At 67.7% G+C, this 20,393-nt stretch carries 21 protein-coding genes; 18 read left to right on the top strand and 3 right to left on the bottom strand.

Annotation, left to right across the window (positions count from 1 at the left end; all coding sequences use genetic code 11):
• Window positions 1–251: 251 nt before the first annotated feature.
• From XM1_RS13220 to XM1_RS13140, 17 genes are all read left to right on the top strand, one after another.
• On the top strand, window positions 252–2,417 hold the full coding sequence (locus XM1_RS13220) for a methyl-accepting chemotaxis protein (protein ID WP_082700508.1): 2,166 nt from the start codon (window positions 252–254) through the stop codon (window positions 2,415–2,417).
• 152 nt (window positions 2,418–2,569) lie between these two features.
• Complete coding sequence (gene rpsF, locus XM1_RS13215) at window positions 2,570–3,004, top strand: 30S ribosomal protein S6 (protein ID WP_011384503.1); 435 nt, start codon at window positions 2,570–2,572, stop codon at window positions 3,002–3,004.
• Window positions 3,004–3,276, top strand: coding sequence for a 30S ribosomal protein S18 (rpsR, locus tag XM1_RS13210; protein ID WP_068434148.1), 273 nt, complete (start codon window positions 3,004–3,006; stop codon window positions 3,274–3,276). The genes rpsF and rpsR overlap by 1 nt, the downstream gene beginning before the upstream one ends.
• Window positions 3,277–3,298: 22 nt before the next feature.
• Window positions 3,299–4,252 (top strand): DUF2232 domain-containing protein, encoded by a 954-nt coding sequence (locus tag XM1_RS13205; protein WP_231920504.1) that lies wholly within the window; start codon window positions 3,299–3,301, stop codon window positions 4,250–4,252.
• Window position 4,253: 1 nt separating this feature from the next.
• On the top strand, window positions 4,254–4,811 hold the full coding sequence (gene rplI, locus XM1_RS13200) for a 50S ribosomal protein L9 (RefSeq protein ID WP_068434144.1): 558 nt from the start codon (window positions 4,254–4,256) through the stop codon (window positions 4,809–4,811).
• Window positions 4,812–4,946: 135 nt separating this feature from the next.
• Window positions 4,947–6,464: a replicative DNA helicase gene (locus XM1_RS13195; protein ID WP_068434142.1), complete on the top strand. Its 1,518-nt coding sequence runs from the start codon at window positions 4,947–4,949 to the stop codon at window positions 6,462–6,464.
• A 111-nt stretch (window positions 6,465–6,575) separates the two neighbouring features.
• On the top strand, window positions 6,576–7,694 hold the full coding sequence (gene alr, locus XM1_RS13190) for an alanine racemase (protein WP_068434140.1): 1,119 nt from the start codon (window positions 6,576–6,578) through the stop codon (window positions 7,692–7,694).
• The gene (locus tag XM1_RS13185) at window positions 7,691–8,467 is read left to right on the top strand and encodes an ABC transporter permease (protein WP_068434138.1); all 777 of its coding nucleotides are present in this window, start codon (window positions 7,691–7,693) and stop codon (window positions 8,465–8,467) included. The genes alr and XM1_RS13185 overlap by 4 nt, the downstream gene beginning before the upstream one ends.
• Before the next feature lie 2 nt (window positions 8,468–8,469).
• Window positions 8,470–9,243 carry an ABC transporter ATP-binding protein gene (locus XM1_RS13180; protein ID WP_068434136.1) on the top strand — a complete coding sequence of 258 codons (774 nt, stop codon included), beginning with the start codon at window positions 8,470–8,472 and terminating at the stop codon, window positions 9,241–9,243.
• 72 nt (window positions 9,244–9,315) lie between these two features.
• Window positions 9,316–9,969, top strand: a complete 654-nt coding sequence (locus XM1_RS13175; protein WP_068434134.1) for a hypothetical protein — start codon at window positions 9,316–9,318, stop codon at window positions 9,967–9,969.
• A gap of 93 nt (window positions 9,970–10,062) precedes the next feature.
• Entirely contained in the window at window positions 10,063–11,445 is a 1,383-nt protein-coding gene (radA, locus tag XM1_RS13170; RefSeq protein WP_068434132.1) for a DNA repair protein RadA, read from the top strand.
• Between the two features lie 20 nt (window positions 11,446–11,465).
• On the top strand, window positions 11,466–12,185 hold the full coding sequence (locus XM1_RS13165) for a CvpA family protein (RefSeq protein WP_068434130.1): 720 nt from the start codon (window positions 11,466–11,468) through the stop codon (window positions 12,183–12,185).
• Between the two features lie 40 nt (window positions 12,186–12,225).
• The gene (gene purF / locus XM1_RS13160; protein WP_068434128.1) at window positions 12,226–13,686 is read left to right on the top strand and encodes an amidophosphoribosyltransferase; all 1,461 of its coding nucleotides are present in this window, start codon (window positions 12,226–12,228) and stop codon (window positions 13,684–13,686) included.
• Window positions 13,686–14,405, top strand: a complete 720-nt coding sequence (locus XM1_RS13155) for an SDR family NAD(P)-dependent oxidoreductase (RefSeq protein ID WP_068434126.1) — start codon at window positions 13,686–13,688, stop codon at window positions 14,403–14,405. Before purF ends, XM1_RS13155 begins: the two co-directional genes overlap by 1 nt.
• Before the next feature lie 284 nt (window positions 14,406–14,689).
• Complete coding sequence (locus XM1_RS13150; protein WP_231920503.1) at window positions 14,690–15,916, top strand: hypothetical protein; 1,227 nt, start codon at window positions 14,690–14,692, stop codon at window positions 15,914–15,916.
• Entirely contained in the window at window positions 15,916–16,377 is a 462-nt protein-coding gene (locus XM1_RS13145) for a VOC family protein (protein ID WP_068434122.1), read from the top strand. Before XM1_RS13150 ends, XM1_RS13145 begins: the two co-directional genes overlap by 1 nt.
• A complete protein-coding gene (locus tag XM1_RS13140; RefSeq protein WP_068434120.1) occupies window positions 16,377–16,895 on the top strand; it encodes an O-acetyl-ADP-ribose deacetylase in 519 nt (172 codons plus the stop codon). Before XM1_RS13145 ends, XM1_RS13140 begins: the two co-directional genes overlap by 1 nt.
• Here XM1_RS13140 and XM1_RS13135 read toward each other — a convergent pair.
• Window positions 16,880–17,671 (bottom strand): serine protease, encoded by a 792-nt coding sequence (locus tag XM1_RS13135; protein ID WP_068434118.1) that lies wholly within the window; start codon window positions 17,669–17,671, stop codon window positions 16,880–16,882. The two genes, XM1_RS13140 and XM1_RS13135, sit on opposite strands and share 16 nt — an antisense overlap.
• The gene (locus XM1_RS13130; protein WP_068434115.1) at window positions 17,668–18,648 is read right to left on the bottom strand and encodes a mitochondrial fission ELM1 family protein; all 981 of its coding nucleotides are present in this window, start codon (window positions 18,646–18,648) and stop codon (window positions 17,668–17,670) included. The genes XM1_RS13135 and XM1_RS13130 overlap by 4 nt, the downstream gene beginning before the upstream one ends.
• 116 nt (window positions 18,649–18,764) lie before the next feature.
• On the opposite strand from XM1_RS13130, the gene XM1_RS13125 reads away from it, so the two are divergent.
• On the top strand, window positions 18,765–19,301 hold the full coding sequence (locus XM1_RS13125; RefSeq protein ID WP_068434113.1) for a hypothetical protein: 537 nt from the start codon (window positions 18,765–18,767) through the stop codon (window positions 19,299–19,301).
• On the opposite strand, the gene XM1_RS13120 is transcribed toward XM1_RS13125, so the two are convergent.
• A complete protein-coding gene (locus tag XM1_RS13120) occupies window positions 19,298–20,377 on the bottom strand; it encodes an acyltransferase (protein WP_068434111.1) in 1,080 nt (359 codons plus the stop codon). The genes XM1_RS13125 and XM1_RS13120 overlap by 4 nt on opposite strands.
• Window positions 20,378–20,393 lie beyond the last annotated feature (16 nt).

The raw sequence follows: 20,393 nt of genomic DNA, 5'->3' as shown, positions 1-20,393 counted from the left end.
CGCCGCCGCCTGTCAAGCGATCCGTGGAAAAGGACGAGGCCAGGGCGGGCTCGGCGGCGGATTGATGCAAGGCAAGCCCCCCATAAACAAAGGGGATATTTCCATACCCCTATTGGCGGTGATATTCTCCGCCCCGCTCCCCATCATGTGGGTTTCTCGCCCATTACGGGGGTGCGCGGACGGATCTTGCGACGGCCGACGGGCGGCAGGGAGGCTTGCCCGAAAGGCTCAATCCAGCGGGGGGAGACGCCATGATCGCGGCAATGATGTCCAATCTGAAGATCGGCCAACGCGTGTGGCTGGCCATCCTGCTTCCGGCCCTGGCGGCGGTGATTTCCGCCACGGTCATCGACATGGCCAAGTTCCGCGAAATGGAAAAGGCCGAGCGCACCGGGCGTCTGGCGGGACTGACCATGGAAATCGGCGCGGCGGTCCATGAACTGCAGAAGGAACGCGGCCTGTCCTCCGCCTTCGCCGCGTCCAAGGGCGCCCGCATGGGGGCCGAACGGACCAAGCAGCTTGAAGGCACCAATCCCCGCCTCAAGACCCTGTCCGCCGCCATGGCCGGATTGGGCGGCGGCATCGGCGAGGAACTGGCCTGGAGCATCGACAAGGCCGGGCGCGAGCTGGCCGGGCTGACCGCGCTGCGCACCGGGGTGGAGCGCCTGGAGGTCACCGGCCCCCAGACCGTTTCCCGTTATTCGGTGCTGATCGAATCCCTGCTGGGCGTGGCGGAAAAGCTGACCGCCACCGAAACCGACCAGGAAACCGGCAACCTGATCGCCGCCTACCTGGAACTGATGCGCGCCAAGGAAAGCGCCGGCATCGAACGCGCCACCGGGGCCAGCGGCCTTGCCGTGGGGATGGACGAGGCCGTGCGCCAGCGCATCGCCGCCCTGGCCGCCGTACAGGACACCCATGTGCGGGCCTACGCGGTCCGCGCCACGCCGTCGCAGCGCCGCGCCCTGCAGACGGTGCTGGAGACTCCGGCCTCCGCCGAATTCGCCGCCTTCCGCAAGCAGCTTCTGGACGCCAATGCCGGCGAATTGAGCTCCGAGCGCTGGTTCGCCGCCGCCACCCGGCGCATCGACCTGATGAAGGGGGTGGAGGATTCCCTGGCCGCCGACCTCAGTTCGGGCATCAAAGCCATCCGCTCGGAAGCGGCCCGCTCCGCTTCCGCCATCACCGCCGCCCTGGTCCTCGCCCTGGTGGCCGGCGCCCTGGTGGTGGTGACGCTGACCCGCTCCATCACCCGTCCGGTGGCGAACCTGACCGGCGCTATGCTGCGCCTGGCCGATCGCGACCTCGGCGTCGAGGTGGAGGGCGGCGAACGCCGGGACGAGATCGGCGCCATGGCCCGCGCCGTCGTGGTGTTCAAGGACAACGCCATCGCCGTGGCCCGCATGGAGGCCGAACAGGAACGCCTGCGCGACCAGGCCGAGGCCGAACGCCGCGCCGCGCTGCAGGCCATGGCCGAAACCATCGAGACCGAGACGGGACAGGTGGTCGCCAAGGTCGAGGACGGCAGCCGGCAGGCGGTCGGGGCCGCCGAGGAAATGGCCGCGTCGGCGCTGAGGGTGGAAGACAACTCCCAACGCGTGGCCGCCGCCGCCGAGCAAAGCCTGTCCAACGCCCAGACCGTGGCCGGCGCCGCCGAGGAGCTGACCTCCTCCATCCGCGAGATATCGGCCCAGGTGTCATCGTCGTCCACCCTGGTGGGCGAGGCGGTGGTGGCGGCCGGCGACGCCGACCAGACGGTGGGCACCCTGCTCGCCTCCGTCGCCCGCATCGACGAGGTGGTGGCGATGATCGCCGCCATCGCCGGCCAGACCCGGCTGCTGGCGCTCAACGCCACCATCGAATCGGCCCGGGCCGGCGAGGCGGGCAAGGGCTTCGCCGTGGTGGCGTCCGAGGTCAAGCGCCTGGCCGACCAGACCGGCGGCCAGACCGAGGAGATCGCCACCCGTATCGAGGAGCTGAAGACCATGGCCGCCCATGTGGGCGAGGCCATCGCCGCCACGGTGGCGGTGATCCGCAAGGTGGAATCCATCGCCGGCTCGGTGGCCGCCGCCGTCGAGGAACAGGACGCCGCCACCAAGGAGATCGCCCGCAACGTCACCCAGTCGGCCGAAGCGGCGCGCGAAGTCACCGAGCGCATCATCCTGGTGGCCGACGAGGCGCGGCGCAGCGGCGCGGAAGCCAGCGCCGTCACCTCGCTGCTGGCCGGCATGGCGACCCAGGTGGGCGAACTGGGCCAGGTGCTGAACCGGGTGGTGCGCACCGCCGCCCCCGAGGTGGACCGCCGCCACGAGCCCCGCCTGGGGCCGCAGGCCCGCGCCGCCTCCGCCCCCTCGGCGCCGCCCCGGCAAGCCGAGGCCGAACAGGCGCCGTCGGGCGTGGCGCTGCAGCCGGCCTGAGCCGCAGCCCTTCGCGCGCTTGCATCCGGATTCGATTTGTGTATAGTGCGCCCCTTCCAACCCTTGCCGGCATCCCGAAAGGGGCTGTCGGCTATGCCTGTTCGTCCATTGGGGACGATATGGGAAGAGAAAAGCCGTAAGGGGTTTTTACAATGTCGTTGTACGAATGCGTGTTCATCGCGCGTCAGGATATTTCCACCCCGCAGGTGGAAACCCTGACCGAGGAACTCTCCAACATCATCACCCAGGGCGGCGGCTCGGTCTCCAAGAAGGAGTACTGGGGCCTGCGCAACATCGCCTACCGGGTGAAGAAGAATCGCAAGGGCCACTACGTCCTGCTGAACATCGATGCGCCGTCGGCCGCCGTCAAGGAGATGGAGCGCCAGATGTCGATCAATGAGGACGTGCTGCGCACTCTGACCATCCGCGTCGAGGAACTCGAAGAGGGTCCGTCGGCCATGATGCAGTCCAAGTCCCGCGACGACCGTCCGCGTCGTGGCGAGGGCGACGACCGCCCCCGCCGTGACGACCGCGAGGATCGTCCGCGCCGCGACCGTGAACCCCGCCGTATGGAAGGAGGCGAATAATGACCGAGGTCAAGACCGAGCGTCCCCGCCCCGCCGCTGGCGGCGCCCCCCGTCGTCCGTTCTTCCGCCGCCGCAAGACCTGCCCGTTCTCGGGCGAGGGCGCGCCGAAGATCGATTACAAGGACATCAAGCTGCTCTCTCGGTTCATCTCCGAGCGCGGCAAGATCGTCCCCTCTCGCATCACCGCGGTGTCTGCCAAGAAGCAGCGTGAGCTGGCCCAGGCCATCAAGCGCGCCCGCTTCCTGGGCCTGCTGCCCTACGTGGTGAAGTGAGTTTAGGTTCGGCCAGGTCGCCGTGACCGGGTCGTTTGGCGTTCCGCTGGCGGCAGGATTGGTGTCTTCACTCCTGTTCCTGTCGCTGGCAAAAGGCTTTGCCGCCGGGATGCTGCTCTCCTATCTGGCTCCCCTGCCTCTGATGATGGTGGGGTTGTTCTTAGGAAACAGAGCGGCCTTGGTGGCGGGTCTGGCCGCGATGGCCGCCGTGGCGTTGACGGCGGGTGGGTTCGCCCCCCTGCCCTTCGCCGTGGTGGTCTTGCTGCCGAGCCTGGTGGTGGTCCATCGGGCGCTGTTGTGGCGGAGCAACGCCGACAACAGCGTCGAATGGTATCCGCCGGGCCTGGTGCTGGGCTGGCTGACCGGAATCGGGTTGGCGCTGATCGTGATCGGCGCGTTTCTGGTTCCGGACCGACCGGACGGCGTGGAGAGCGGCGGGCTGCAATTCTGGGTGACCGACACCATCGGCCGCACCCTGGAAATGGTGGCTCCCAACCTCACCAGCGAACAGCGCAAGGCTGTCGCCGACTGGTGGGTGCCGTTCTTCCCGGCCATGGTCGCCAGTTCGTGGTTGGTGATGGCGGTGGTGAACGCCGTGGCGGCCCAGGGGTTCCTGGTCCGGCTCGGCAGGAACCGGCGGCCCACCCCGTCCTATCGGGAGCTCGAGCTTCCGACGTGGCTGGGAGTGGTGCTGGCGACCGCGGCGGCAACCGGGGGGCTGGCCGAGGGCGACCTTGGCTATGTGGCCCGCAGCGCGGTGGTGGTGACGCTGATACCGTTCGCCCTTCTGGGGCTTGCGACGGTTCACGGATGGGCCGCTGGCCGGCCTAACGCGAGGATGTATCTCGCGGCGATGTACGGAGGCCTGTTCCTGGCCTCGGCTTGGGCGTTCATACCCGTGGCCGGCCTGGGACTGGTGAGGTTCATGACGAGATTCCGCCGCGCCGAGTCAAGCGGCGGCGGCAAGGAGGAATAAGATGGAAGTCATTCTGCTCGAGCGAATCGAGAAGCTGGGCCAGATGGGCGACGTGGTCAACGTCAAGCCCGGCTTCGCCCGCAATTTTCTGCTGCCCCAGAAGAAGGCGCTGCGCGCCTCCAAGGACAATCTGGCCTTCTTCGAGAAGCAGCGCGTCCAGCTCGAGGCCCTGAACCTCAAGCGTCGTGACGAGGCCCAGGCCGTGGCCGACAAGATGGCCGGCCTGTCGGTGCTGATGGTCCGTCAGGCGGGCGAGAGCGGCATGCTCTACGGCTCGGTGTCTGGCAAGGACGTGGCCGACGCGGTGAAGGCCGCCGGCTTCACCATCGAGCGCCGCATGGTCAACCTGGACCAGCCGATCAAGACCCTGGGCTCCTACGGCGTGCGTATCTCGCTGCATCCGGAAGTGTCGGTGACGGTGACCATCAACGTCGCCCGCTCCGCCGAGGAGGCCGAGCGCGCCGCCGCTGCCGCCGCCGCCGCCGAGGCTGAGGAAGCCGAGGCTCCGGCCGAGGAAGAGGCCGTCGCCGAGGTCGCCGAGGAAGCCACCGAGGCCTAATCGCCCCGGCATCCTTCGAAAAGACGGCGGTCGGACGTTTCGGTCCGGCCGCCGTTTTCTTTTCCCCGTTATCCACCTTATCCACAGGCGGATAAGCCCGCGCGGGCCGAGCGCATCTGCTAACATGGCCGGGTCATGAACTCCTTTCCCCCCGACCATCCCGCCGCCCCCGCCGAGGGAATCGGCTTTCGCGTTCCGCCCCACAATTACGAGGCGGAGCAGGCCCTGCTGGGCGCCATCCTGCTGTCCAACCGCGCCTATGAGCGGGTCTCGGAATTCCTCAAGCCCGAGCACTTCGCCGACCCGGTGCATGGGCGCATCTTCGCCACCTGCGGCAAGCTGATCGAGCGCGGCCAGATGGCCAACCCGGTGACGCTGAAGACCTATTTCGAGAACGACGGCGGCCTGGCCGAGATCGGCGGCACCAATTACCTGGCCCAGCTGGCCAACGCCGTGGTCTCGGTGATCAACGCCGAGGATTACGGCAAGCTGATCTTCGACCTGCACCTGCGCCGCTCGCTGATCGGCATGGGCGAGGACATGGTCAACGACGCCTTTTCCGCCGACCTAGACACCCCCGCCATGGATCAGATCGGCAAGGCCGAGGCCAAGCTGTACGACCTGGCCACCACCGGCCAGACCGAGGGCGGATTCGAGGATTTCAAGACCGTCCTGGTGGGCGCCATCGCCAACGCCGAGGCCGCCCACAAGCGCCAGGGCAAGCTGTCGGGCGTGCCCACCGGCCTGATCGACATGGACGGCAAGCTGGGCGGCCTGCATGATTCCGACCTGATCATCCTGGCCGGGCGCCCCTCCATGGGCAAGACCGCACTGGCCACCAACATCGCCTTCAACGCCGCCTACGCCTACAAGGAAGAGGTGGACGCGCTGGGGCGCAAGAAGGGCGTGGACGGCGCCATCACCGCCTTCTTCTCGCTGGAAATGTCGTCGGAGCAGCTGGCGGCCCGTATCCTGGCCGAGCAGGCGGAGATCAACAGCCACAAGATCCGCCAGGGCGAGATGTCCAACGAGGAGTTCGAGCGCCTGGTGGTGGCCGCCCAGAACCTGCACCGCCTGCCGCTGTTCATCGACGACACCCCGGCGCTGTCCATCTCGGCGGTGCGCACAAGGGCGCGGCGGCTGCAGCGCCAGCACGGCCTGGGCCTGATCGTCATCGACTACCTGCAACTGCTGCGCGGCTCGTCCTCGTCGTCCGAGAACCGCGTGCAGGAAGTCTCGGAGATCACCCGCGGCCTGAAGGCGCTGGCCAAGGAGCTGTCGGTGCCGGTGATCGCACTGTCCCAGCTGTCGCGCGCCGTCGAGCAGCGCGAGGACAAGCGGCCCCAGCTGGCCGACCTGCGCGAATCCGGCTCCATCGAACAGGACGCCGACGTGGTGATGTTCGTGTTCCGCGAACAGTACTACCTGGAACGCGCCGAACCCGGCCAGCGGCCCGAGGAATCCCAGGAAAAGTTCAACGAGCGCCACGCCAAGTGGATGCAGCGCTGCGAAGAGGTCTACAACACCGCCGAGGTGATCATCGCCAAGCAGCGTCACGGCCCCGTCGGCACCGTGCGCCTCGCCTTCCACGGCGAGTTCACCAAATTCGGCAATCTGGCCGCCTCCGACCATTACGAAGAGCCGGGCTTCTGATCGGCGGCCGGGGCAAAACCGCCCCAAAGCCCTTCACAAAGTGCAGCCGGGACCATACTCTGGCGCCCGATACCGGTCGCTGACCAGACCATGGAAAGACCCCACCCCCCGATGACCGACCTTTCCCGCGCCACCGCCCTGCTGACCATCGACGTGGCGGCCATCGTCGCCAACTGGAAGCGGCTCTCCGCCCTGGTGGCGCCGGCCGAGGCGTCCGCCGTGGTCAAGGCCGATTGCTATGGCTTGGGGATGGAGCATATCGCCCCCGCTTTGTTCGCCGCCGGATGCCGGTCGTTCTTCGTCGCCTGCGTCGACGAGGGCATCGCGCTGCGCCGCATCGTGCCGGGCGCGGTGATCCACATACTGAGCGGCCCCACCGGCGGTGACGAGGGCGAGTTCGCCACCCACAACCTGATCCCGGTGCTGAATTCACTGGCCCAGATCACCGGCTGGGCCAGCTTCGCCAAGAAGGGCAGCGGCGCGCCGGCCGTGGCGATCCACATCGACACCGGCATGAACCGCCTGGGCCTGTCCGAGCCCGAGCTGGAACGCCTGGCCGCCAAGCCGGAAATCCTGGCCGCCATGCGCCCCATCCTGGTGATGAGCCATCTGGCCTGCGCCGACGACAGCGATTCGCCCATGAACGCCAGGCAGCTGACCACGCTGCGCCGCCTGGCCTCGCATCTGCCGGCCCTGCCCCAATCCATGGCGGCCTCGTCGGGCATCTTCCTGGGCCGCGGCTTCCACCTCGCCATGGTCCGCCCGGGCGCCGCGCTCTATGGGCTGAATCCCATGCCCGGCCGCCCCAATCCCATGAGCCAAGTGATTAAACTGCAAGGGAAAATCCTTCAGGTTCGTGACGTTGACAGCCCTATGACCGTTGGCTATGGTGCCACCCACCGCGTCGAGGGGAAGCGCAGGCTGGCGGTTGTGGCGGTGGGCTATGCCGACGGCTGGTTCCGGTCCCTCTCCAACCGCGGGCATGGCATGATCGGGGGGATGAAGGTGCCGGTGGTCGGACGGGTTTCCATGGATTTGACCACTTTCGACGTCACCGACGTCCCGGTGGAGCACGCCCATCCCGGCGGGCTGATCGAGCTGATCGGCCCCGGCCACGGCGCCGACCACGTGGCGGCCGAGGCCGACACCATCGGCTACGAAATTCTCACCTCCCTGGGGCGCCGCCATCACCGCCGCTGGACCGGCGCCGAGGGGGCTTGCGCGTCATGACCGCTTTCCTGGCGACCATCGGCCGGGTGTTCCTGGCCTTCCTGGCCCATGTGGGCCGGCTGTCGGCCTTTACCGCCATGGCGGTGTCGCACACCGTCCGCCCGCCCTTCTATCCCCGCCTGATCCTGCGCGAATTCATCGAGATCGGCTATTTCTCGCTGCCCGTGGTCGGCCTGACCGCCGTGTTCACCGGCATGGTGCTGGCTCTGCAATCCTATTCCGGCTTCTCGCGCTTTGCCGCCGAGGGCGCCGTGGCCACCGTGGTGGTCCTCTCGGTGACCCGCGAACTGGCCCCGGTGCTGGCCGGGCTGATGGTGGCGGGCCGCATCGGCGCCTCCATGGCCGCCGAGATCGGCACCATGCGCGTCACCGAGCAGATCGACGCGCTGACCACGCTGTCGACCAATCCCTTCAAGTATCTGGTGGCGCCGCGCATCCTGGCCGGCACCCTGATGCTGCCCTTCCTGGTGCTGATCGCCGACATCATCGGCGTGTTCGGCGGCTATATCGTCGGCGTCTACAAGCTGGGCTTCAACTCGGCCACCTACATCTCGCGCACCTGGGAGTTCCTCGAGCCGCTGGACGTCATCTCGGGCCTGACCAAGGCCGCCGTGTTCGGCTTCCTGATCACCCTGATGGGCTGCTACAACGGCTACTACTCCAGGGGCGGCGCCCAGGGCGTCGGCGCGGCCACCACCAACGCGGTGGTGTCGGCGGCCATCATGATCCTGGTGTTCAACTACCTCATCACCGCCATGTTCTTCGGGAAGTGACCATGAGCAGCGTGCCGAAGATCCAACTGACGGACGTTCACAAGGGCTTCGGCCCCAAGGTGGTGCTGGACGGCATCGACCTGTCGGTGGCCAAGGGCGAATCCGTGGTGGTCATCGGCGGATCGGGCACCGGCAAGTCGGTGATGCTGAAATGCATCCTGGGCCTGTTGCGCCCCGAAACCGGCTCCATCAAGATCGACGGCGAGGAAGTGGTCGGCATGGGTCCCAAGGACCGCGACCGCATCATGACCAAGTTCGGCATGCTGTTCCAGGGCGGCGCCCTGTTCGACTCGCTGAAGGTCTGGGAGAACGTCGCCTTCGGCCTGATCCAGGGCCGCAAGATGGAACGCGCCAAGGCCCGCGACATCGCCATCGAGAAACTGGCCCAGGTGGGCCTTGCCGCCTCCACCGGCGACCTGTCGCCCTCCGAGCTGTCGGGCGGCATGCAAAAGCGCGTGTCGCTGGCCCGCGCCATCGCCACCAATCCGGAAATCATCTTCTTCGACGAGCCCACCACCGGCCTCGACCCCATCATGGCCGACGTGATCAACGACCTGATCGTCAAGTGCTGCAAGGAAGTGGGCGCCACCGCGCTGTCCATCACCCACGACATGGCCTCGGCCCGCAAGATCTCGGACCGCATCGCCATGCTCTACAAGGGCCGCCTGATCTGGGTCGGCCCGGCGCGCGACATCGACCATTCCGGCAACGAATACGTGGACCAGTTCATCCACGGCCGCGCCGTGGGGCCGATCACTATGGAACTCAGGGCATAGCACCTTAGACGATTGTCATATACGGTGAATTTGCTAGGATTGCTCCCCTACGTATTGGGAAGGGGGACAATCATGATGCGATATGTACGCTCGGGCCTGTGCGCCGCCTTGTCGCTGGCCGGGCTGCTGCCGGTTATGGCGGCGACGGCCGCTCCGGCCACGGAAGCCATGCAGGTGGTCACGCCGGTATTCAGCCAGCTGGTGGGATATTCCGTTCCGGGCAATTTCGTCCCGGCGGCCGAGAACTCCACGGCGGAGCAATACATCCAGGAATTAGTTCTCAGCGGCCAGACCGTCGAGTCCTGGACCCAGATGATCACCCTGACCGGCATCAAGGGACTGGCGGCCAATCCCAACGCCACGCCGGAAGCCCTGGCGCTGCGTATCGGCGGCGGCTTCCAGCAGGCCTGCCCCGCCAGTTTCCAGGGCACCAGCTTCGGCGAGATCAAGCTGAGCGGCCACGACGCCTTCGCCCTGGTGGTCAGCTGCGGAACAGCCAACGTCGCCGGCAAACCCCACAGCGAATCGGCCCTGGTGATCGTGATCAAGGGCCAAGCCGATTACTACACCCTGCAATGGGCCGAGCGCGGCGCCGCCTCCAAGACTCCGCTGGCTTTCGACGAGGCCAAATGGACCGGCCGCTTCAAGAACCTCTCTCCCATCAAGCTCTGCCCCAAGGTGGCGGGCGAAAAGCCCCCCTTCCCCAGTTGCGCCAACCGTAAATAGCCGTTCCGGCGCACACGCTCTTGGTTGCCTCAATGTTCTCGTGCTAAGGTGCCTTGGCGCGCTGAATTTCCCGTGCCCGATCGAGTATTCATCTTGGCCAAATCCCCCTCGTCCCAGTTCGTCTGCCAGGAATGCGGCGCCGTCACCCGCAAATGGGCGGGCAAGTGCGAATCCTGCGGCGCCTGGAACTCCATCACCGAGGAGGCGGCGCGCGAAGAGGTGCCCAAGGGCCTGTCGGGGGGCAAGGGCAAGCGCATCGAATTCGTCGGCCTGGAGGGCAACGCCGAACCGCTGTCGCGCTGGCTGACCGGCATCGGCGAGTTGGACCGGGTGTGCGGCGGCGGACTGGTGCCGGGTTCCTGCCTGCTGGTGGGCGGCGATCCCGGCATCGGCAAGTCCACCTTGCTGCTCCAGGCCACGGCGCGGCTGTCGGCCCAGGTCTCGGTGGCCTACATCTCGGGCGAGGAGGCGGTGGATCAGGTGCGCATGCGCGCCGCGCGCTTGGGCTATGCCAAGGCCAAGGTGGCGCTGGCCTCGGCCGGATCCTTGCGCGACATCCTCGCCTCCCTCGACGGCCCCGACGCGCCCCAGGTGGTGGTGATCGATTCCATCCAGACCGTCTATGCCGACAACATCGAATCGGCGCCCGGCACCGTCAGCCAGGTGCGCGCCTGCGCCGCCGAGCTGATCCGCCTCGCCAAGCGCCGCGGCTTCGTGCTGTTCCTGGTGGGCCACGTCACCAAGGAAGGCACCATCGCCGGCCCCCGGGTGCTGGAGCACATGGTCGACACCGTCCTGTATTTCGAGGGCGACCGGGGCCACCAGTTCCGAATCTTACGCGCCGTGAAGAACCGCTTCGGCGCCACCGACGAGATCGGGGTGTTCGAGATGACCGAGGGCGGGCTGTCCGAGGTGGCCAACCCGTCCGCCCTGTTCCTGGCCGAGCGGCGCGGCAACGTGTCGGGGTCCTGCGTCTTCGCCGGCATGGAGGGCACGCGCCCCATGCTGGTGGAAATCCAGGCCCTGGTGGCGCCCAGCTCGCTGTCTTCGCCCCGGCGCGCCGTGGTCGGCTGGGACACCAACCGCCTATCCATGGTGCTTGCGGTGCTTGATGCCCGCTGTGGGCTTGCTTTGTCGGGCAATGACGTTTATTTGAACGTCGCCGGAGGATTGCGGATCGCCGAGCCGGCCGCCGACCTTGCCGTCGCTGCGGCCCTGGTGTCGTCCGCGTCCGACGTGCCCGTTCCCGCCGACATGGTCGTGTTCGGCGAGATCGGGCTGTCCGGCGAGGTCCGGGCGGTGGCCCAGGCCGATACCCGCCTGAAGGAAGCCGCCAAGCTGGGCTTCGATCAGGCGCTGGTGCCGGCCCGGCCGCGCAAGGACAAGGGCGGTGGAGCAGCCGGCGCGGGGCCGTCGCTCACCATCCGCTCCATCGGGCATTTGCAGGACGTGCTTGGGCTGTTCCGGCACGATTGACACCCTAACTGGACGAGGCAATGGGGAACCTCAACATCACCGCCGTTGACGTTGTGGTCGCCGTGGTGCTGCTCGGCTCGGCGGGGTTCGCCTTCCTGCGCGGCTTCGTGCAGGAGGTGCTGTCCATCACCTCGTGGGTGGGCGCGGTGTTCGCCGCCCTCTACGGCTTCCCCCATGCCCAGCCGTTCTTCCGCTCCCAGATCGGCAGCGCCCTGGTGGCCGACATCGCCGCCGGCGCCGCCCTGTTCCTGGTCACCCTGCTGGTGCTTTCGCTGCTGACCAAGCGGGTGTCGGACACGGTGAGGAAGAGCGCGCTCAACTCGGTGGATTCGTCGCTGGGCTTCGTGTTCGGGCTGGCGCGCGGCGCCGTTCTGGTGTCGCTGGCCTACATGTCGGCCGCCTGGCTGTTCGACAGCCCCGAGCAGCAGCCCGACTGGCTGGCCCAGAGCCGCTCGCGCCCCTGGCTGATGCGCGGCGCCGACATGCTGCAGGGTCTGGCCCCCGCCGGGTTGGGCAAGGCGGAAGGCAAGACGCGCGAAGCCTCGGCCGAGGCCCGCCAGCTGATGGAAGCCGAAAAGACCTTCCAGAAATTCGTTTCCCCCCAGCCGGCCGCGCCGTCGGCCCGCCCGGCCTCCGACGGCAAGGGCAAGACCGATGCCAAGGCCGCGAGCAAAACCGAGCAGAGCTACGACACAGAAAGCCGTACCCAGATGGAACGGTTGATCCGCAGCAACCAGTAGCGCCATCCTTACCAGCACCGAACCGCCAGGACGTAATCCCATGCTGACCACCGACCCCTTCGACGACGACCATCTCCGCGAGGAATGCGGTGTGTTCGGCATCTTCGGCCATCCCGAGGCCGCCGCCCACGTGGCGCTGGGCCTGCACGCCCTGCAGCATCGCGGCCAGGAAGCGGCGGGCATCGTCTCCTTCGACGGGGCCCACTTCCACAACCACCGCGGCCTCGGCCATGTGGAGGACAATTTCGGCAACGCCTCGGTGATCGGCAAGCTGAAGGGCTCTCATGCGGTGGGGCATGTGCGCTACTCCACCACCGGCGAGACCCTGCTCAGAAACGTCCAGCCGCTGTTCGCCGAGATGGAGTTCGGCGGCCTGGCGCTGGGCCATAACGGCAATCTGACCAACGCCATGGCGCTGCGCCGCCAGCTGGTGCGGCGCGGCTGCCTGTTCCAGTCGACCACCGACACCGAGGTGATCATTCATCTGATCGCCATCAGCCTGTATTCCACCGTCGAGGACCGGCTGATCGACGCGCTGCGCCAGATCGAGGGCGCCTATTCCCTGGTGGCCGCCACCAAGGACACCGTCTTCGGCGTGCGCGATCCGCTGGGCATCCGCCCGCTGTGCCTGGGCCGTCTGGACAAGGCGTGGATTCTGGCCTCCGAATCCTGCGCGCTCGACATCATCGGTGCCGAGTTCGTCCGCGACGTGGAGCCGGGCGAGATCGTGGTGCTGTCGGCCGACGGCATCCGCTCGGTCAAGCCCTTCGTCAAGCGCCCGAGCCGCTTCTGCATCTTCGAGTACATCTACTTCGCCCGCCCCGATTCGGTGGTGGAAGGCACCAGCGTCTACGAGGCCAGGAAGCGCATCGGCAGCGAACTGGCCCGCGAAAGCCTGGTGAAGGCCGACGTGGTGGTGCCGGTGCCCGATTCAGGCGTTCCCGCCGCCATCGGCTTCGCCGCCGAGGCCGGCATTCCCTTCGAGCTCGGCATCATCCGCAACCATTATGTGGGCCGCACCTTCATCCAGCCGACGGACAACATCCGCCACACCGGCGTCAAGATGAAGCACAACGCCAACCGCCCCATGTTGGCGGGCAAGCGCGTCATTCTGGTCGACGATTCCATCGTGCGCGGCACCACCAGCCGCAAGATCGTCGAGATGGTGCGCCAGGCCGGCGCCACCGAGGTCCACATGCGGATCTCCAGCCCGCCGACCACCCATTCCTGCTATTTCGGCATCGACACGCCCGAGCGCGAGAAGCTGCTGGCGGCGCGCTACGACGTGGAAGGCATGGCCAAGCTGATCGGCGTGGATTCGCTGGCCTTCATCTCCATCGACGGCCTGTACCGGGCGGTGGGCGAACCGGGCCGCAACGGCGCCGAACCGCAATTCTGCGACGCCTGCTTCACCGGCGACTATCCCGTCGATCCCACCGACTACAACAACGCCCAGTCGGACACCAAGCAGCTCTCCCTGCTGACCGAGGACACGCACTGATGGCCGGATTGCTCGACGGACGCGTGGCGCTGGTCACCGGCGCCTCGCGCGGGATCGGCGCGGCCGTGGTCCGCCGCTTCGCCGCCGAAGGAGCCGAGATCGTCGCCATCGCCCGCACCCAAGGCGCGCTGGAGGAACTGGACGACGAGATCCGGGCCAAGGGCGGCAAGCCGCTGGTGCTGGTGCCGGAAGACCTTTGCAAGCCCGGCCTGATCGAGCAGGTGGCGGCGGCCGTCTTCCAGCGCTTCGGCCGCCTCGACATCCTGGTGGGCAATGCCGGGGCCATCGGCGGCGGCCTGACCCCCGTCGCCCACCACGCCCCCGACGACTGGGACGAGGCCTTCGCGGTCAACGTCACCGCCAACTGGCGGCTGATCCGCGCCTGCGACCCGCTGCTGCGCATGGCGCCGGCGGGGCGCGCCGTCTTCACCACCTCCGCCCAGGCCGGCGGGGCCGAACCGTTCTGGGGCGCCTACGCCGCCTCCAAGGCGGCGCTGGAGACCATGGTCCGCACCTGGGCCGCCGAGATCGCCAACGTCACGGCGGTGAAGGCCAATCTGCTGGACCCCGGCGTGGTCGCCACCCGCCTGCGCACCATCGCCTTCCCCGGCGAGGATCAGTCCAGGCTGGCGCAACCGGACGAGGTGTCCGGGGCTTTTCTCGACCTTTGCCTGCCCGGCTCGGCCCGCCACGGCGAGGTGGTGCGGATTAATCCCTAAGGTCTAGTCCGTACGACCTTCCCATCCGCCGTCACATTCAGTCACGCCACCGACGGAACGGACTTGCGCGTGTGCCCGGTCATGAGCTATCCCCATGGGGTTGGGGTCTGATTGAGGCTGCCCAGGGGGGCGGTCTCGCTTACGACGTTTGGGAAGGGACGGCCGCCAAGGCCGGCGACAGGCGCATGACGGGTCCAGATCCGCGAGAGGGGGCAAAGACCTTCGAAACGAAGGTCGCCAGTCTCATTGCGGCCACGCGCCACCTGGAAATCCCCCAGATCCTCATGCTGCGCCGCATGACCATGAAGGACCCCGAAGCGCGCAAGTGGGCCAACGAGAAGCAGCTCAACGTGGTGTTCTCGGTGATCCTCACCAAGTCCATCGAGCGCTACGGCATGCCCAAGCTGAAGGAGGCGCGCGAGCGCAACTTCCAGTCCCTGCTGCCCCCCGGCGACGGCAAGGAGGAAGACATCCGGGTCCTGGCCGACATCGCCATGCAGATGCTGGGCCCGCCCCAGATGACGGAAGCCGAAAGCGCCCAGGCCGGCTTCCAGGCCCTGCTGGCCCGCGGGGCCATCGCCGCCCCCACCCGCACCGTCCGCGCCCAGGCCCCGGTCCGCGAACCGCCGCCGCTGTTCGCCGCCCAGCTGGGCTCGGCCGGCGACCGCATGGGCAAGATGATGCCCAAGTTCCAGGCCCCCCTGCCCGGCGCCCCCACCAGCGGCGGCAACGAGCCGGACAAGCCCTTCACCGATTTCCCGACGCTGTTCGACGACACCATCTTCGCCTACACCGAGAAGGTCCTCAGCATCTTCCGCATCACCCAGCCGTCCAGGGGCATCCGCCTGCCGTTCCTGCTGGCGCCCGAGTTCGGCGTGGTCTACCGCGAGGTGCTGAGCAAGTTCATCCTGCCGCAGATGCGTTCGACCCGGCACATGCAGACCCTGGCCCACAGCTACAACTGGGCCGAGGTGGGCGGCGAGAAGCTGATCGAGATCATGCAGGGCAGCGAGGTCAACAACCCCATCCTGCACAATTGGGACGCCCGCTGGGCCTCGTTCCGCACGGGCAAGGCGGCCAAGGGCAAGAAGCCCCCGCCGCAAAAGCCCGAGGATAACCCCTGGCCCCTGCTGCGCGAGGATGCGACGCGGGCCAATTACGAGCCGCCCAATGAAGAGAACCTGATCCTGCTTCAGGATCTGATCCGCTTCGAGGCCGACGTCATGGCCAAGTGCTGGCGCGAGCTGACCCAGCTCTACACCCAGGAATTCTCCCCCTCGGGCCGCATGGACCAGGCGCGCGAGGGCGCCTTCCGCGACGGCCTGATGAAGTGGACCGCCAAGCTGCCCGATTACGTCGGCGAGCATCTGGCCATGAAGGCCCATTTCGAATTCGACCGCCTGGACGCCACCTGGATGCGCAAGCTGGTGGCCAATTTCGGCCGCACCGATTCCGAGCGGCGGCGCAACGCTCCCTTCCTCACCGAATTCGTGCTGCAGCTGGGCGGCTGATGGCTCTGCCGGGTCACGACCACGTCAACGTGGTGGTCACCGACATGGAGCGGTCCATCCGCTTCTACGCCACCCTGCTCGGCCTTCGCACCGTCATGGACCGTCCCTTGGACGGCGACTGGTTCGAACGGGTGACCGGCCTGGCAGGTGCCCGGGCGCGCTGCGTCATCCTGGCCGCCCCGGACGGAAGCTGCCGCATCGAGCTGCTGCAATTCGAGTCTTCGGCCACGGCCCAGCCCGCCCTGCCCTCCACCCCCGGCCTGCGCCACGTGGCCTTGCGGGTCGGCGACCTGGACCAGTGCCTCGCCATCCTGGCGGAGCAGTTCGGCCAGAAGGCAAGCCCCGTCGAGGTGCCCAAGGACATCGTCCGCGGCGGCAAGCGCATGTGCTATATTCGCGACCCCGACGGCGCCATCATCGAATTGTGCCAGTACGGACTGGAGCAGCCGGAGTTCCGCTGATGCCGGACACCAGAATGCGGATCGTCGAAGCCGACATCACCCGCCTGGAGGTGGATGCCATCGTCAACGCCGCCAATTCGTCCCTACTGGGCGGCGGCGGGGTGGACGGGGCCATTCACCGGGCGGCCGGACCGCAATTGCTGGGGGCCTGCCGGGTTTTGGGCGGCTGCGCCACCGGCGACGCCAAGATCACTCCGGGGTTCCGCCTGCCCGCCCGCTGGGTGATCCATACGGTGGGACCGGTGTGGAAGGGCGGCGGCCAGGGCGAACCCGCCCTGCTGGAATCGTGCTACCGCCGCTCGCTGGCGCTGGCGGTGGAAGCCGGGGCGCGCAGCCTGGCGTTTCCGGCCATCTCCACCGGAATCTACGGCTATCCCAAGGACGACGCGGCCCGCATCGCGGTGGCCACCGTCCGGGCCTTCCTGTCGGCGAGTGACGCCCTGGATCAGGTGGTGTTCTGCTGCTTCGGCCCCGACAGCGTCGAGGCCCACCGCAACGCCCTTCACCTCAACGACTGACCCAGATCCACACTGGCGGGCTTGGACACCGCGCCCGCCCGGGTGGCCTTTCCCGCTCCCAGGCGCTCCGCCAGCGGCCGCAGGGCTTCGATACCCGCCGCCACCCCGGCCTCGCCTTGCGAGGGGATCACCGCCACGTTGACCGCCACCAGACGCAACCCGCCCTCGCTCCAGCCGAAGACCGGGCCGCCCGATTCCCCCTGCACCGCGTCGCAATCATGGATGAACACACCGGGCAGGGCCTGACGGGTCAGGCGGCATCCCACATGGGCCAGCGGCACCTGGGCCTTGTCGCGGCCATATCCGGCCACGGCGACCTTCATGCCCACCTGGGAGGCTCCCAGCGCGACCCAGCCGATCTCGTCGCCCAGCGGCTCCTCCAATTCCATCAGCGCCCAGTCGTCGGCACGGCTGGCCAGTCCCCGCTCCTGCCCGTCCAGGACCCACTTGGGCGCGGCATGCACCATGGTCACCTTGGAGGCGCGCAGATACTCGCCCCGGTCCCAGCCCGCCACGAAGGTGAAGGACGAGGCGGGAAAGGGCTTCTGGGTGCGGCGGTTCCACAGGCAATGGGCGGCGGTGGCGATCAGCCTCGGCCCGATCAGGGTGGCGCTGCAATGGCCGCTGAAGAAGTTGAGCCGCCCCATGGCGCTCCACGGGAATTCCTGCGCCTCCATGCGCAGCCGCTGGTCCTCGCCCTTGATGCCGTGCAACTGGCGCGGCTCGGCGCTGGCGGGCGCGGCAAGCAGCATCAGCAGGAGGGCCGCCCACCTCATGGCAGCAGGCGCTCGGCGATGATGCGGGCCACCTCCTGGGCGGCGTTGAGGCGGGGACGCTCCCAGCCCGCCAGCCCGGCGGCGCCGTCCAGCGGCCGGGCCAGCCCGGCCCGATAGAGCTGGGCGTGCAGGCGGGCGTGCTTGGGCGCCGCCCAGCCCTCCGGCGCCCAGATGAACACCGGGGCGGCCGAGGCGCAGGCCTCGCAGCACATGGAGACCGAATCGCCGGTGACGACGACGGAATCGGCCAGGGCCAGGAAACCGAAATAGGGATTGTCGCCGCCTTGGGAGAACAGGTGCAGCCACCGGGGCTCGGGCAGTCCGGCGGCCAGGGCGGCCTCCTGCTCCGCGCCGGTGCGGCGGCTGGTGGTCAGCAGCAGCGAACCGCCCTGGCCCGCCGCCAGCCGGGCGACGCTTTCGCCCAGGGTCCGGGCCATCTCCACCGGAAAGGGACGGTTCTTGGTGGCGCCGCCGACGATCACCGCCACCCAGGGGCGCGGCAGATGGGCGAAGGCCGGACGCCATTTCTCGGCCTCGGCGGCCAGACGTTCGGGCGTCACCCGGTGCGGCGCGCCCAGCACCTCCAGCACGTTGCCGCCGGGCTTGGGGCAATCGTGGGCCGGCGAGACGATCAGGTCGAAATCGCCCCGGCCAGGAAAGCCGGGATCCATGATCTGCACCAGCCGGGCCCCGCTCCGGCGCTTGATCCAGCGGGCGACGGGGGCGGTGCGCCGCCCGGCGGCAATCACCAGGCGCGGCCAGGGCGCGCACAACGCCGCCCGGCTCTCTGGCGTGATTCCGGTCAGCCCGGCGCCCCGCAAGGCGTTGGGCAGGCGGGCCAGACGGTCGTAGGCGATGGTCTTGACGGTGAACGGCCGGCCCAGCGCCTCGGCGACCCCCAGACATTGGGCGACATTGCCGGCCCGGTCGTCGGCCAGCACCCAGATTTCGCCCGCTTCGCTTATCCTTGCGCTCATGGCGACAAGCTCCGCCAATACGAAAGCGTTTGCAAGACCTCCCGTCGTATTTGTGGACTGTTAACCCGTTACCCCCTATATTTGGCCTAATCCTTCGTGATCGGGATAGGCTGCCCATGTTCGCCGACAATACGTTGACCCCTAAGGAAGCTGTGCGGCTTTGCGCGCTGGGAACCATCGCGTCCCGGCCCATGCGCTACAGCGAACTGGCCGGGTCGGTGCGGCATTTCACCAGCCGGATCATGGGCCCCAGCCTCGAGCTGATGGGCATCTCCATCGAGCTGCTGCGCTATGAAGGCCTCGTCGAGGCCACCGACGGCCAGGGCATGGAAGACGATTCCATGTTGACCATCTCGGCGGCGGGACAGCGCGAACTGCAGACCCTGCTGACCGCAAGGCTGCGCCCCGGTTCGGACCTCTCCAAGCTGGTGGTGGCGCTGAAGATGCGCTTCCTCGACCTGCTGGAGGCCGACGAGCGCGCCCACCAGATCGACCTGCTGATCGAAGGCGCCGACAGCGAGTTGGCCCGCCTGTCCGACCTGCGCGGCAGCGATGGCGAGGGCGGCAGCGCGCTCGCGGCGTGGCTGGACCACGACATCGCCCTGCTGGAAAGCCGACTGGCCTGGCTGGAAGACTTCCGCGCCCGTCTCTAGGCTCTGAACCGGCCCTCCAGCAACACCCGAACCTTACCGGTCCGAGCCTCGGTGATTCGAGCCAGCAACGCCGCGAACGCCAGGCAGAACATGACCGTCCCCAGCCACAGGACATAGGATTCCCAGCGTTCGGGATTCAGTGGGTAGGAAACATGACCGCTGCGCCTGATCCAGCCGATAATAAGCAGCAGCAACGGCCAATGGGTCAGGTAAAGGGTAAAGGAAAACCCCGCCAGCCTCCGCCCCAATCCCGCCAGCCCAACGGCAACCGAAGCCGATGACGCCGCCGCCAGGAAGCCGGTAAGGCCAAGAGCGATCAGGGCATCGCGCAACCAGAAAACCCCATCCAGGGCATGACTGCGCGAGACCGCCAAAGCGGCCATGAACAGTCCGAAGGTCGGCCACGGCCCCAGCCCCGGCCACCGCCTCCAGGACACTGCCATCCCCAAGAGCCAGAAGGGCAGATAGAGCAGCACGTTCTGGCTGGTCCAAGGATCGGCGGCCAGCAGCAAAGCCACCATGACGGCCAACGCCCCAAGGGCCAGGCGGCTTCCTCGCCAAGACAGCACGGCGGTCATGCCAAGGGCATAATACCAGAACTCGTTGGCCAGACTCCAAATCGGGGTGTTGCAGGCGGTGACCGGCACAAGGACGTGCTGGAGATACAAGGCCGCGCCAAGCCACTCGGCGCTTCCACGCACTTCGCAAAATCCGAAGGCGGCCGGGATTGCGCTCAATACCAGCGCGGGCAACAGCACCAGATAAAGCCTGGAGAGCCGATCAATGACGTAGCGGCGGACGGGAAAGGCCGGTTGCTCCGCATAATCCAGCAACTTGCCGCCGATCAGCAGGCCGCTGATGACGAAGAAACAGACCACGGCCTCGTTCTGCATGTTGGTCAGGGCATAGAACAGCCATTCCAACGGTCCGGGAGCCAGATTTTCGCCATAGGGCAGGAACAGCGCGTTGCGTGCATGACCACACAAGACGGTAAGAGCCGACAACCAACGCACATGATCGAGCAGCGCCGAAAATCCAGGCTTTTCCACGAAAGCGACGCAGGACACCAAAGCCATCCCCGACACACTCAGG

It is taken from the genome of Magnetospirillum sp. XM-1 (assembly GCF_001511835.1).
In the GTDB taxonomy this organism is placed as follows: Bacteria; Pseudomonadota; Alphaproteobacteria; order Rhodospirillales; family Magnetospirillaceae; genus Phaeospirillum.
This window is presented reverse-complemented; position numbering and strand designations above follow the sequence as displayed.